Consider the following 12,562-nt stretch of genomic DNA (forward strand, 5'->3'; position numbering starts at 1 on the left):
GTTTACCCACAATCAAAACAGGTTTGCGGGACAAGGTTTAGTCCGTAAAGTGCTACCGTTACCTGAAATGATATACTCGTGCGTAGAAAGTAACTGGCGGAAAGTAACTGTGAGAAGCCTTACATGACTAAAGCTGAAGACCGAATCCTTGTTCAGGAACACTTGGCCCACGCAGCGGAGCCGAAGCTGCTCAGCGCTGATGAGAAGGCGCGGCTTGAAACCCGTATCAAGGCTGTCCTCAAGGAAAAAAACGCCGTGCTTGTAGCGCACTATTACGTGGATCCGGATATCCAGCGCCTTGCTGAGGAAAGCGGTGGTTGTGTCGCAGACTCACTGGAAATGGCCCGCTTCGGAAACCAGCATCCGGCCACGACTGTAGTGGTCGCTGGTGTGCGTTTCATGGGTGAAACGGCCAAGATTCTTAATCCTGAAAAGCGCGTGTTAATGCCCACCCTGGAAGCAACCTGCTCGCTCGATGTCGGGTGTCCGGCGGATGAGTTTGAAGCCTTCTGCGATGAGCACAGCGATCGTACCGTGGTGGTTTACGCCAATACGTCGGCCGCTGTCAAAGCCCGCGCGGATTGGGTTGTAACGTCCAGTTGTGCTCAGGCTATTGTGGAAGATCTCGACGCACGGGGAGAGAAAATTCTCTGGGCCCCTGACAAGCACCTCGGCCACTACGTGCAGAAAACCACCGGTGCTGACATGCTGCTGTGGGAAGGTTCCTGTATCGTGCATGAGGAGTTCAAGCATCGCGGCCTGGAAGACCTCAAAGCCCTGTACCCGGACGCGGTGGTTCTGGTCCACCCGGAATCTCCGGATGCTGTCGTGGAATTGGCGGATGTGGTTGGCTCAACCTCGCAGCTGATTCACGCGGTACAGACCTTGCCGAATCAGGAATTCATTGTCGCTACCGATAATGGCATTTTCTACAAGATGCAGCAGTTTGCACCCAATAAAACGCTTATTGAAGCACCTACGGCGGGCAACGGTGCTACATGCCGAAGCTGTGCCCAGTGCCCGTGGATGGCGATGAATGGCCTGGAAAATCTGCTGCATGTGATTGAGCACGGCGATCAGGAAGTGCTTGTGGATGCGGAAACCCGTGAGAACGCACTCAGGCCTCTGCGGCGCATGCTGGATTTCACCGCAGGGATGAATCTGAAGGCTGCCGGTAACGCCTAGCTGTTTCGGCGCGTTTGAAGGCGGCTGGTAATTTCTCCCAGCCGCTCACTCACAACCTGTCGCTGGGCTGAGCCCGTGGGCAACTTCTCCTGAGCCTGCCGGAGTTGCCTCTGGGCAGACTCCAGGTCACCCATAAGGGCATCGTATTCCGCTCGGGCACGGTGGACGCCCACGATGTTCCTGGCCATGCCCTCGGCTTCTGCGAGCCTCAGCCACAGGTAATCCTGTTGCGGCATTCTGCGGGTCAGTTGTTTCAGGTACTCGGTCGCCTGGGTACCGTTACCCGCTGCAATTTCCACATCCGCAAGGGTGGATGTAATCGGGTAGTTGCCTGGGTTTCTGCTCAGGGCGTCTTTTAGAAGCGATCGCGCCTCGTCAAGTCTATTCTGTTGAATCCGTATTTCTGCGAGCGTTACCTGCAAGGTTATCCTGCCCGGATTGCTGGCCAGTAACTCGTTAATAATATTGGCTGCCTTTTCAAACTGATTGTTATTCAGGTAAGCGACGGCCAGCCCATACCGGATCGCCTCATTGCTTTGGGCATTTGCTGTTTTCAGGTAGCTTTCGAAGGTTTCCACTGCAATTTCGGGAGAGGACGAATAGTGCACTTGCAGGCGGCTGCGCACCAAATGGTACTCCTGGCCGTCCCTGATGGTCTTTTCCGGATATTGCTCTGCACGGTTGCGGGTATCTGCCACCCGGTTCTGGGTCAGAGGGTGGGTTGAAAGATATTCCGGCACGTTGCTTCCCTGTAGCCGGTTCTGCCGCATCATGATCTCGAACATTTCAGGCATGCCGCGTGGATCCATTCCTGCGGTTGCCAGAATATCCAGCCCCACGCGGTCGGCTTCCTGTTCGTTCAGCCGGCTGTACGCCAGCATATTCTGTATGGCCAGGGCTTGAGTGCCGGCAATGGCTGCAATGCCTATATCAGATTGAGTGACCGCAGAGAGCACGATGCCGGCGATCATTCCGGCAATGGTGAGAGGCGCGCTGGTTTCCTGTTGCTCCAGCCGGCGGGAAAAGTGCCGCTGGCTGAGGTGAGCAAGCTCGTGAGCGAGCACCGATGCGAACTGCTGCTCCGTGGCCGCGTTGAGAAACAGACCTCCGTTTACGCCAACAATACCGCCGGGTACCGCGAAAGCATTCAGGGCGGGGCTGTCAATAAGCGCAAAGGTGAGATCTCGATTTTCCAGCGGTGCTGAGGGCACGAGTCGATAAACGATGGCGCTGAGATAATCGTAGACCAGAGGATCGGTTATGCGTGGTGCTGATCGCCGGATCGACACCATAACCTGCTGCCCGATGTCGCTTTCCTGTTGCCCGGAAATAAGGCCACCACCGTTGCCTCCAATGTTTGGCAGCCGGGTTTCCTGTGCGGTGGACGCAGAACTTGATACCAGCGCAAAAGCAAAAACCACAGCCGTTGATAGCTTTCGGTAACAGCGAAACTCTGTAAGAAGGATATTCATGTAATGCTGTGTGCTCCTGGTTTCAACTGCTCCTGTGACAGCAGATTACCGCTGAAATTCCGGTGGAAAGTCCGGATCTGCCGATTAACAGGTATTGTGATGCAATACAGCCTCACTGGAGGCATAATGCCGGCTTGCGAATTTCATGTCTTGTGATGGTGCACTTTCTACATGTCTGATCGTACACTGGATGCGTCAGGGCTTCGCTGCCCGATGCCCCTGCTGAAAACAAAGCTGGAACTCAATGGCATGTCTCCCGGCGAGAAGCTTGAGGTAATCGCCACCGATGCAGGCTCTGCCCGCGATATCCCGGCCTTTCTGGAGTTATCCCGCCACCGCCTGGTGAACTCCTCTGAAACGGATGGCCACTACCGGTTTGTGATAGAGTGCGGCGGTTAATTTCCCGGAGTCATTGATGTACAGAATTTTACGCGGTCTTGCGTACAAATACTTTTCAGATGAAGAAGCTGTCATTCTTTTCCTGATCCTGGTGACAGGCACAGTTTTTATCATCTGGTTTGGTGCCATGCTTGCACCGGTAATCGGATCCCTCATCGTCGCGTTTATTTTGCAGGGGCTTGTGACCAGGCTGAACACTATCGGCGTTCCCGAGGGTATAGCAATACTTAGCGTATTCCTGGTGTTTCTCGGCGTACTGGTGGGCTTTATGTTTGGCCTGCTGCCGCTTATATGGACCCAGCTCAGCACCCTGGCGGGCGAGGCGCCCCGAATCATCGGCGAGCTGCAGTCCTATCTTGAGCTGCTGCCTGAAGAATACCCGCATATTATCTCTGCCCAGGCGGTTAGCAGCCTTTACCAGCAGGTGAACACGGAAGTAGGGCACATGACCCAGTGGCTGGTGTCCTTCTCGTTATCGAGTATTCCCGATCTGGTAGCACTGCTTATTTACATAGTGCTGGTGCCCATCCTGGTATTTTTCTTCCTGAAAGACCGTGAATTGCTGCTTGGCGCCATTTCCCGACTGCTTCCGCCTCAGCGCCCTATGATGCTGAAAATCTGGCACGAAGTGAATCTTCAATGTGCCAATTATGTGCGAGGGAAGGCCCTGGAAATTCTGATAGTTGGCGGCTCAACCTACATCGCGTTCAAGCTCTTGGGTGTGCCTTATGCAGCTCTGCTTTCGCTTTTGGTAGGCCTGAGTGTTGTTATTCCGTATATCGGTGCGGCCGTTGTTACCATTCCGGTTGCGGTGATAGCGCTGTTCGCCTTCGGCTGGGGCACCCACTTCATCTGGGTAATGGTGATATACGGGATCATTCAGGCCCTGGACGGTAACGTGCTGGTGCCCGTGCTATTCTCGGAAGTGAATAACCTGCACCCGGTTGTCATCATCGTTTCGGTACTGTTTTTTGGTGGTATCTGGGGATTGTGGGGCGTTTTCTTTGCCATTCCGCTGGCAACCATGCTGAAAGCCGTGTTCTCTGCCTGGCCGGTGAAGGATTCTTTCCCCTCAACCGCGCCAGATCAGATGTAATTACGGCGTTTATCAGAGCGCTTCTACGGCCGCGAGCACTTCATCCACGTGTCCCGGTACTTTCACGCCGCGCCACTCTTTGCGCAGCACGCCATCCTGGTCAATCAGGAACGTGCTGCGTTCGATTCCCATGTGCTCTTTGCCGTATAATTTCTTCAGTTTTATAACGTCAAACAGCTGGCACAGCGCTTCGTCTTTATCGGAAATCAGGTGAAACGGAAATTCGAACTTTGTCCGGAAGTTCTCGTGTGCCTTGAGTCCGTCCCGTGAAACCCCGAAAATCTCTGTATCCAGTTCAGCAAACGCTTTCATTTGGTCCCGGAAGTCTTGCCCTTCCGTTGTGCAGCCTGGTGTATTGTCCTTCGGGTAAAAATAAATAACGACATTCTTGCCGCGCAAATCTGCCAGCCGAACGGTCTGGTCGCCCGTGGCTGCCGCTTCAAAGTCTGGTACCGGCTTGTTCAGTTCAACAGATGACATGACATCTCCTTTAATTCCCTTGTGTCAATTCGTGCCCAACATTACCATAACCGTTTTATTCGGACGGAGTTTTTATGATTACGGGTAGCCTTGTAGCACTGGTCACGCCCATGCATCCAAACGGTGACATTCACTGGGAGGATCTGGATAAACTGGTGGACTTTCATCTGGAGAACGGTACAGACGGTATCGTTGCTGTGGGGACCACCGGTGAATCCGCAACGCTCGATCAAAAAGAGCACTGCCGGGTAATTGGTCACATCATCAAACGTGTGAACGGGCGGATCCCTGTTATTGCGGGTACCGGTGGCAACAGTACCCGGGAAGCCATTGAGCTGACAACCGAGGCCTACAAGCTTGGTGCGGACGCCTGCCTGCTGGTTGTGCCCTATTACAACAAGCCGACCCAGGAAGGCCTTTACCAGCACTTCAAGACGATCGCAGAGGCGGTGCCCGGCATTAGCCAGATGCTCTATAACGTGCCGGGACGTACGGCCTGCGACATGCTCAACGAAACCGTTCTTCGCCTGGCCGACATTCCGAATATTGTTGCCATCAAAGACGCCACCGGCAATATTCCCCGGGGTGCGGAACTGATTGCCGCCCTTGACGGACGTCTGGCGGTCTACTCCGGTGACGATGCCACTGCGGCTGAACTGATTCTCGCGGGCGGCCAGGGTAATGTTTCCGTTACCGCCAATGTTGCGCCCAAAGCTATGTCCGAGTTATGCGCAGCGGCTATTGCGGGCAACCGGGAAGAGACGGAGCGCCTGAATGAGCTTCTGATGCCCTTGAATCGCAAGCTGTTTCTGGAGGCGAACCCTATCCCGGTCAAGTGGTCGCTTCAGCGTATGGGTATGATTGGCGAAGGTATCCGGCTCCCGCTGACACCGTTCAGCGAGAAATTTCACGCTGAACTTGAAGAAGCTATGAAAGCCTCGGGTGTACTCTGAGTTTGCAGATACCCGCCCTGAAACAGTCCAATACAGAGAGTAGGCCGATGCCGGTTCTTTCAGGAACCCGTAAGTTTGTTGCTTTTCGATCCATAGCTATTGCGTCCGGACTATTATTGACCATCGCTACGTCTGGTTGCAGCCTGGTTGAAGATCGTTCCGAACGTTATGTGAATGCAAAGGAAGGTGATGCGCTGGCTCTGCCTGAAACGGCAGACTCTTCCCATTTCACTCAGGTGATGCCCATTCGCGGGATAAATCCGGCGGATGCCAACAAAATGTATCCGTCCGATATCCCCCAGCCTCCGGATATGACCTCGGGAATTCTCGAAGAAAACTACGTGGTTGAAGAACTGGATGGCCGGGTATGGCTGCTGGTAAACGACGTACCCGGCCGCATCTGGCCGGCGGTAACCGCTTATATGAATGAAGAGGGCCTGGGTGTCGCCTACGACAACCCGCAACTCGGCCTGCTGCAAAGTGAGCTGGCCAATTTCAGTATGCGCGCCCGTGAGCTTCTGGAGCTTTCCAGTGCGCCCGCCGAAGCGGCCGGTGCGGAGCCTAAAGTACTGTTGCAGGCTCGCATAGCGCCTGGAGTGCGCCGAAAAACCACTGAAATCCAGGTGCGCAAGCTCACCTCCGAGAACGTTGTAGAAGACACTGCAGAAAAAGAAGCCTCTTGGCCAGTGGAGCTTATTTCCTGGCGTGGAATCGCTGACCCGACAATGGAAGAGCTGGCGCTGCAGAAGCGCCTGCTTGCGGATCTTGGCGAATTTTTGAAAGCTCGCGAAGAAAGCAAGTCTTTCTCCCGGGCAGCGTCCGGGATGGTTGCCAAGCCCCTGGTGAAACTTTTATCCGAGAATGACACCGCGAAAGCTATTCGCATGGATCTGGACTACGGCCGCTCCTGGGCTGAGGTTAACCGGGCGCTCACCGAGTCGGATATCGCCGTGGTTGACCTTAACCGAAGTGAAGGCTGGCTTTTTGTCGATTTCCGCACCGCAGACGAGCGCGACCCGGGCTGGTTCAGTTGGTTCAGTGATAAAGAAAAACCTCGCCACACCCACACGGTCACTCTTACCAAGAGCGATGGCCAGGTAGACGTTACGGCTGAAGCAGCTGAAGATTACAGCGGTGAACGGAGTGCTGAAGACCTGCTGACACAGCTGTTCGATTACCTATACTGATTCAGAAGGGGCGCTCGCGGTGCGGGCCTCCGTTTCGGAGACTTATAATGGAAAAACGCGAAGAACTCTACGCAGGCAAAGCCAAATCCGTGTTCCGTACCGACGATCCGGAGCGCTTTGTTCTTGTCTTCCGGGATGATACGTCGGCATTCGACGGTGAAAAGAAAGAGCAGCTTAATCGCAAAGGCATGGTGAACAATCGCTTTAACGCGTTCATCATGGAGAAGCTGGAAGCTGCCGGCGTACCAACACACTTTGAAGGCTTGCTGTCCGCTACCGAAACGCTGGTAAAAAAGCTGGATATGATCCCGGTAGAGTGCGTGGTGCGAAACGTTTCTGCGGGTAGTCTGTGTCGTCGCCTGGGTGTGGAAGAGGGGCTGGAGCTTAATCCGCCCACCTATGAGCTGTTTCTGAAAAACGACACCCTGCACGATCCAATGGTGAACGAATCTCTGGCTGTCAGCTTTAACTGGGCAAGTGAAGCCGAGCTCGCGCGGATGAAAGAGCTGACGTACAAGGTGAACGGCGTACTGATGAACCTGTTTGATGAAGCCGGAATGCTGCTGGTGGATTACAAGCTGGAGTTCGGTCGCAGCGGTGCTGAGATTGTACTGGGCGATGAATTCAGCCCGGACGGCTGCCGCATATGGGACAAGGAAACCCGTAAAAAGATGGACAAGGATCGCTTCCGCCAGGGGTTGGGCGACGTTATCGAAACCTATGAAGAAGTTGGCCGCCGTCTTGGTATCAACTTCGACTGATTTTAACGATAAATCCAAGCAGACAATAACGACACAGGTGCACCATGCGTAAATTGACACTTGCGGTAGGCAGTTCTCTTATTCTGGCCGCTCCTCTGGCGCACGCCGACGTGGTTGGCCTGGGCGCCAGCCTGAGCTACTGGGATTCTGATTCGTCCGGGAACGTAAATTCTGATAACGACTCGGTTGACGTGAATGATCAGTTGCGACTGGAGGATGACGGCAATGCAAACGCCAGCATCTACCTGGAGCACCCGGTACCTCTGCTACCGAATGTGCGTCTGGCTTATACGTTGGTTCAGCAAAGCGGAAGCGGTGCGCTAACCAGTCCTTACGATGGTGTGAGTGCGGGCCCGGTGCGCTCAGATCTGGATCTGGAACAACTGGATTTAACGCTGTACTACGAAGTCCTGGATAACTGGGCAAACCTTGATCTGGGCCTGACCGTGCGTGACTTCTCGGGTGACTTGCTGGTACAGAACGGTATCCAGTCAAGCCGCACTAAAGCCGACGGTGTGTTGCCCATGGGCTATATCGCCGCCCGCTTTGATCTGCCCCTGACCGGCGTAGCCGTTGGCGCTGAGGGTAACTTCATCAGTTTTGACGGTGATTCCATGCGCGACTTCAACGTGTATGGCCAGTACAGCATTTCACTGCTTCAGCTGCGCGCGGGCTACCGTCAGATCGCAGTCGATTACGAAGACGGCAGTGACGTTTTCGACGTAAAGGTCGACGGGCCGTTTATCAGCGCTGGCGTAACCTTCTAAACGAATTAATAGGAGCGAAAGACTTGAAGATTCTGGTAACGGGCACCGCCGGATTTATCGGGGCGCAACTGGCGCACCGGTTACTTGAGCGGGGAGACGAAGTCATCGGCGTTGACAACGTTAACGACTACTACGATGTCAGTCTTAAGGAAGCCCGGCTGGCTCGTCTTACCGGAAATGACCGCTTCACTGAAGTGCGCCAGGACATCGCAGATCGTTCTGTGATGGCGGAAATCTTCGCAAAGTATCGCCCCGAACGAGTCGTGCACCTTGCCGCCCAGGCAGGTGTGCGATACTCACTGGAAAACCCTAACGCCTATGTGGACGCCAACATTGTTGGTTTCATGAACATACTGGAAGGGTGCCGCCATAACGATGTGAAGCACCTGGTATATGCCTCCAGCAGCTCTGTATACGGAGCCAACGAGGCCATGCCCTTCTCGGTGCACGACAACGTCGATCACCCACTGAGCCTGTATGCGGCGTCTAAAAAAGCCAATGAGCTGATGGCTCACACATACAGCCATCTGTATGCCTTGCCCACCACAGGACTGCGGTTCTTTACGGTATATGGCCCCTGGGGCCGTCCGGATATGGCGCTGTTTATCTTCACCAAAAAGATTCTTGCCGGCGAGCCGATTGATGTTTTCAATCATGGCCTCCACAAACGCGACTTCACCTATATTGACGATATTGTGGAAGGTGTTGTGCGTACGCTTGACCAGGTCGCACAGCCTAACAATGACTGGAGCGGGCAGGCCCCTGATCCTGGTACCAGCAAAGCCCCGTACCGCATCTACAACATTGGCAGTAACAACCCGGTTGAGCTGTCTCGCTTCATCGAAATAATTGAAGAGCGAACGGGAAAAAAGGCTCAGAAGAACCTTCTACCGATGCAACCAGGTGATGTAATAGCCACCTACGCCGATGTCGATGACCTGATCAGCGACGTAGGGTACAAGCCCGCAACGGGCGTGGAAGAGGGTATTGGTAAGTTTGTTGAGTGGTATCGAGAGTTTTATCAGATTTAACCAAAAGACGCTGGTACCGCTTGGTTTCATTAGACTGACTTCTGATTATCATCTTTCCGCATTACTTGCATTTAGCTGCTCTTGGTCTTGGGCGCTACTACAGAGAAGCGTGTGCCCTGGTCACTTCGAACGTCGAAGTTTTTTACATGTCTTTCTTCAAGAAAAGCTCCCCCATAATTTTGGCGCACATAAGGTGATGAAATTGAAGTAATAAAGTTTTCCATACTTCAGGTGGCCTAATTCCTGCAAGTGTTGTATTGGAACCTTGGGTGAGCGTTGTGAATTGTTCATTTATACCCGTTGCCAAGGCGCTTCAGTGCATGGCCCTGTCTGATTTCGGAGTTGTCGGAGTCGCGCTGTCATCGTTTAAAGGACTAAATAGGAAAAAATCATGAAAACAATGAAATATGTAGTTGGGTCAGCCGTGGTTGCTGGCGCTATCGCTTTAGCACCTGTCTCTGCTAATGCTGTCCCTATTGAACTGGCTTTGGTGGTAGATGCTTCGGGAAGTATCAGTGGTAGCGATTGGGACCTGCAAATGCAGGGTTACGCCAATGCGCTGACCGCAGTTTTACCAACCGACAGTTCAGTTGCGATATCTGTGATTCGCTTTGCTCAGAGCGCGTCGATAGTTCAGTCTATGACGACGATTGCCAACGGCACTGACGTGACGAATATCAGCACCTTTTTCCTGGGCCTCAGTCAATCCGGCAATGGCAATGTGACCTGTATTTCTTGCGGTATTTTTCAGGCAGAATCCACTTTCACTGGTACCGCAGGGCGATCCATTATCGACGTGTCGACGGATGGCGGATGGAATGAAGGTACTAATCCTAATGGTGTGGCTTCCACGACCGGTACTGCTGCCTGGGCGGTGGAGAATGGCGACGCGACTGTTCTCAACGCTATTGGTATCGGAACTTCCGCAGTCTTGGATTTCGATTATGGACTGAACTCGTTCTCGCAGCTCGCAAATAACTTCAACGACTTCGAGGCCGTACTGACTGCAAAACTGAAGCGGGAAATCTTTAACGTTCCCGAGCCCGCAACGCTTGGGCTGCTGGGTCTTGGTTTGATGGGTATGTTCTTGCGTCGCCGGAAAATGGCTGCCTGAGACATTGATCGTGTAAGAAAACCGCTGCGGACTCCCGGTCCCAGCGGTTTTTTAATGAGAGGATTTCAAAAGAAACTGAGACTGCCAGCTTTAATGACAACTCTGCTGAGCCAACATACGGGATATCAGGCTGGCTTCCCAAAACGCTTTTCCAGCCATGCATTAATATCCGAGGATTCGTACAACCACTGCTCGCCGCCATCATCATTTTTAATCCGCAAGCAAGGCACTTTTACATTCCCGCCCCCCTGTTCCAGTTCGGCCCGGTGGGTCTCGTTATGCTGCGCATCCCGCTTTTCAATATTCAGGTTCAGTCGCGCTATCTGTTTGCGAACTTTTACGCAGAATGGGCAGGTTTTGAACTGATACAACGCCAGGTGCTCACAGGCTGCGTCTACTTTCTGTTGCTCTTCGGCACTGCGCTCCAACGGTTTTCCACCGCCAAGCTTTTCGCTCAAAAGTACGAACGGAGTCAGAATAAGGCGTAACGTCCGGAAAAAATAACGGATAACCACTCGCATTGAATAAACCTTTAATTTGATACATGAATTCCGGTGGGCAGTATAAAGCAAAACCGGTATCGTTCGGGTAATCTGTGCGTGTGCGAAACAGTTTTATAAGGAACTGCAAATGAAGTCGATTTCCCTGTGGGACCTACCCACACGGCTGTTTCACTGGTTGTTGGTGCTCGCGGTCACTGGCTCAATAGTAGCGGTCAAGCTTGGTGGCACCTGGATGCTGTGGCATGAACGCTTTGGTCTCACCATTGTCGGCCTGATCAGCTTTCGGTTGGCCTGGGGCTTTGTTGGCTCCACGTATGCGCGGTTTTGGCAGTTTATACCCGGGCCGGCAGCCATATCAGCATACCTCAAAGGTGAATGGCAAGGTTTGGGGCACAACCCTCTGGGTGCTTTGTCGGTGCTGGCCATGCTCGGATTGCTGGGCTTTCAGGCGGTTACCGGACTGTTTGCAACAGATACTATTGCGTTTAACGGGCCGCTCTACGGCGCGGTATCGTCTGGGTGGAATGACACGATCACTTCGTGGCACAAGCTGACGGAATGGTTTATCTACGGTTTGATTGGTTTACACATTGCCAGCGTGTTCTTTTACACACTGGTAAAAAAGGACAACCTGATCACCCCGATGATTAGCGGGCGCAAAATCGTAAATGAAAAGCCGGATAAAGACCGCCAAGGCGGTGGCCTGGTTGCTCTGATTATTGCGCTGGCGATAGCAGGGTTTGCGGTGTGGGTAGCGAACGGTGGGCTGCTGCCTCCCCCTCCGCCGCCAGCACCCGATCTGGGGTGGTAACAGGGAGAAGGGCAGGTTTTGCTTGCAGAGCTTACTCGGCGCGGAACTCGTCGTGGCAGGCCTTGCAGGACTTGCCTACTTCGCTGAACTGGGCTGCGATTGCGGCTTTATCACCGCCGTTTGCAGCGATTTCCTGAAGCTTGTTAGAAGCTTGGGCAAAGCCGATAGCCACTTCACGGGCTTTGTCCGGCTTGTCGAAAAACTCCGGCTTAAGGTCGGTGTTGTCGTTCTTGTCCATGGCTGTACCGGGCCCGAAGAGGGCGCCCAGGCCGGAGTTAGCTACGGCGGCAATGGCGTTGGCTGCAGCCAGTATCTGTTGCTCATTGTAGGCGACATCACCATCGATGGCCTGAGCCTTGATTTTGCCCATGTTCCATCCGGCAAACGTAAACGCGCTCTGGCGGGTTTCAATCTGGTCTTTCACGTCCATCTGAGCCACAACGGGTGTCGCTACGGCAGCGCTCAGCGCCAAGGCCACAAAAAATCCTGATTTACGCATAGTTCTTGTTCCTCTTTCATCTATGAAAAAAATCAAAGCGATACTGACAAGCTGATGATTTCACAAATGGTGCGGGTTTACACTGCAAAGTTTGGGTAAAGCCAGCGATGCGAATGGCGGTTGGTCAGGGAAGGTACCAGAAAGCAAAAAAGCCAGTTCTTACGGAGATCGTAAGCAACTGACTTTCCTTGCAGAATTGGTAGGACCACCCAGATTCGAACTGGGGACCTCTGCCATGTCAAGGCAGCGCTCTAACCAACTGAGCTATGGTCCTGTGTTCTGCAACGGGGCGAAATATACTGAC

Annotated in this window: 14 protein-coding genes and 1 tRNA gene; 10 read left to right on the forward strand and 5 right to left on the reverse strand. The window is 53.4% G+C overall.

All coding sequences use genetic code 11. The annotated features are described in order from the left end of the window. Window positions 1-123 precede the first annotated feature (123 nt). On the forward strand, window positions 124-1,185 hold the full coding sequence (nadA, locus tag BUA49_RS10285) for a quinolinate synthase NadA (RefSeq protein ID WP_072797048.1): 1,062 nt from the start codon (window positions 124-126) through the stop codon (window positions 1,183-1,185). Here the strand turns inward: nadA and BUA49_RS10290 are convergent. Beyond that, window positions 1,182-2,657: a M48 family metalloprotease gene (locus tag BUA49_RS10290; protein WP_072797050.1), complete on the reverse strand. Its 1,476-nt coding sequence runs from the start codon at window positions 2,655-2,657 to the stop codon at window positions 1,182-1,184. The genes nadA and BUA49_RS10290 overlap by 4 nt on opposite strands. Before the next feature lie 171 nt (window positions 2,658-2,828). Between BUA49_RS10290 and BUA49_RS10295 the strand changes: the two genes are divergently transcribed. Together BUA49_RS10295 and BUA49_RS10300 are read left to right on the forward strand one after the other, a co-directional pair. Then, on the forward strand, window positions 2,829-3,056 hold the full coding sequence (locus BUA49_RS10295; protein WP_072797052.1) for a sulfurtransferase TusA family protein: 228 nt from the start codon (window positions 2,829-2,831) through the stop codon (window positions 3,054-3,056). A gap of 16 nt (window positions 3,057-3,072) precedes the next feature. After that, window positions 3,073-4,152 carry an AI-2E family transporter gene (locus BUA49_RS10300; protein WP_072797054.1) on the forward strand — a complete coding sequence of 360 codons (1,080 nt, stop codon included), beginning with the start codon at window positions 3,073-3,075 and terminating at the stop codon, window positions 4,150-4,152. A gap of 12 nt (window positions 4,153-4,164) precedes the next feature. Here BUA49_RS10300 and BUA49_RS10305 read toward each other — a convergent pair whose 3' ends face one another. Then, window positions 4,165-4,632, reverse strand: coding sequence for a peroxiredoxin (locus BUA49_RS10305; RefSeq protein ID WP_072797056.1), 468 nt, complete (start codon window positions 4,630-4,632; stop codon window positions 4,165-4,167). A 74-nt stretch (window positions 4,633-4,706) separates the two neighbouring features. On the opposite strand from BUA49_RS10305, the gene dapA reads away from it, so the two are divergent. The 6 genes from dapA (at window position 4,707) to BUA49_RS10335 (ending at window position 10,445) form a co-directional block, all read left to right on the forward strand. Further along, window positions 4,707-5,585 carry a 4-hydroxy-tetrahydrodipicolinate synthase gene (gene dapA / locus BUA49_RS10310; protein WP_072797058.1) on the forward strand — a complete coding sequence of 293 codons (879 nt, stop codon included), beginning with the start codon at window positions 4,707-4,709 and terminating at the stop codon, window positions 5,583-5,585. Window positions 5,586-5,632: 47 nt separating this feature from the next. Further along, window positions 5,633-6,772: an outer membrane protein assembly factor BamC gene (gene bamC, locus BUA49_RS10315; RefSeq protein WP_072797060.1), complete on the forward strand. Its 1,140-nt coding sequence runs from the start codon at window positions 5,633-5,635 to the stop codon at window positions 6,770-6,772. A 47-nt stretch (window positions 6,773-6,819) separates the two neighbouring features. After that, window positions 6,820-7,533, forward strand: a complete 714-nt coding sequence (purC, locus tag BUA49_RS10320; protein WP_072797061.1) for a phosphoribosylaminoimidazolesuccinocarboxamide synthase — start codon at window positions 6,820-6,822, stop codon at window positions 7,531-7,533. 44 nt (window positions 7,534-7,577) lie between these two features. Beyond that, complete coding sequence (locus tag BUA49_RS10325; RefSeq protein ID WP_072797063.1) at window positions 7,578-8,300, forward strand: TIGR04219 family outer membrane beta-barrel protein; 723 nt, start codon at window positions 7,578-7,580, stop codon at window positions 8,298-8,300. Between the two features lie 23 nt (window positions 8,301-8,323). Next, the gene (locus BUA49_RS10330; RefSeq protein ID WP_072797065.1) at window positions 8,324-9,331 is read left to right on the forward strand and encodes an NAD-dependent epimerase; all 1,008 of its coding nucleotides are present in this window, start codon (window positions 8,324-8,326) and stop codon (window positions 9,329-9,331) included. A gap of 391 nt (window positions 9,332-9,722) precedes the next feature. Next, on the forward strand, window positions 9,723-10,445 hold the full coding sequence (locus BUA49_RS10335) for a DUF1194 domain-containing protein (RefSeq protein ID WP_072797066.1): 723 nt from the start codon (window positions 9,723-9,725) through the stop codon (window positions 10,443-10,445). A gap of 125 nt (window positions 10,446-10,570) precedes the next feature. Here BUA49_RS10335 and BUA49_RS10340 read toward each other — a convergent pair whose 3' ends face one another. Further along, on the reverse strand, window positions 10,571-10,966 hold the full coding sequence (locus BUA49_RS10340) for a glutaredoxin family protein (RefSeq protein WP_072797068.1): 396 nt from the start codon (window positions 10,964-10,966) through the stop codon (window positions 10,571-10,573). 109 nt (window positions 10,967-11,075) lie between these two features. On the opposite strand from BUA49_RS10340, the gene BUA49_RS10345 reads away from it, so the two are divergent. Next, complete coding sequence (locus tag BUA49_RS10345; RefSeq protein WP_072797070.1) at window positions 11,076-11,759, forward strand: cytochrome b/b6 domain-containing protein; 684 nt, start codon at window positions 11,076-11,078, stop codon at window positions 11,757-11,759. Between the two features lie 31 nt (window positions 11,760-11,790). Here the strand turns inward: BUA49_RS10345 and BUA49_RS10350 are convergent, their stop codons facing one another. Continuing rightward, window positions 11,791-12,258, reverse strand: coding sequence for a c-type cytochrome (locus BUA49_RS10350; protein WP_072797072.1), 468 nt, complete (start codon window positions 12,256-12,258; stop codon window positions 11,791-11,793). Window positions 12,259-12,455: 197 nt separating this feature from the next. Continuing rightward, window positions 12,456-12,532 (reverse strand) — tRNA-Val (locus BUA49_RS10355). Window positions 12,533-12,562: the final 30 nt, after the last annotated feature.

The organism is Marinobacter antarcticus, from assembly GCF_900142385.1.
Lineage (GTDB): Bacteria > Pseudomonadota > Gammaproteobacteria > Pseudomonadales > Oleiphilaceae > Marinobacter > Marinobacter antarcticus.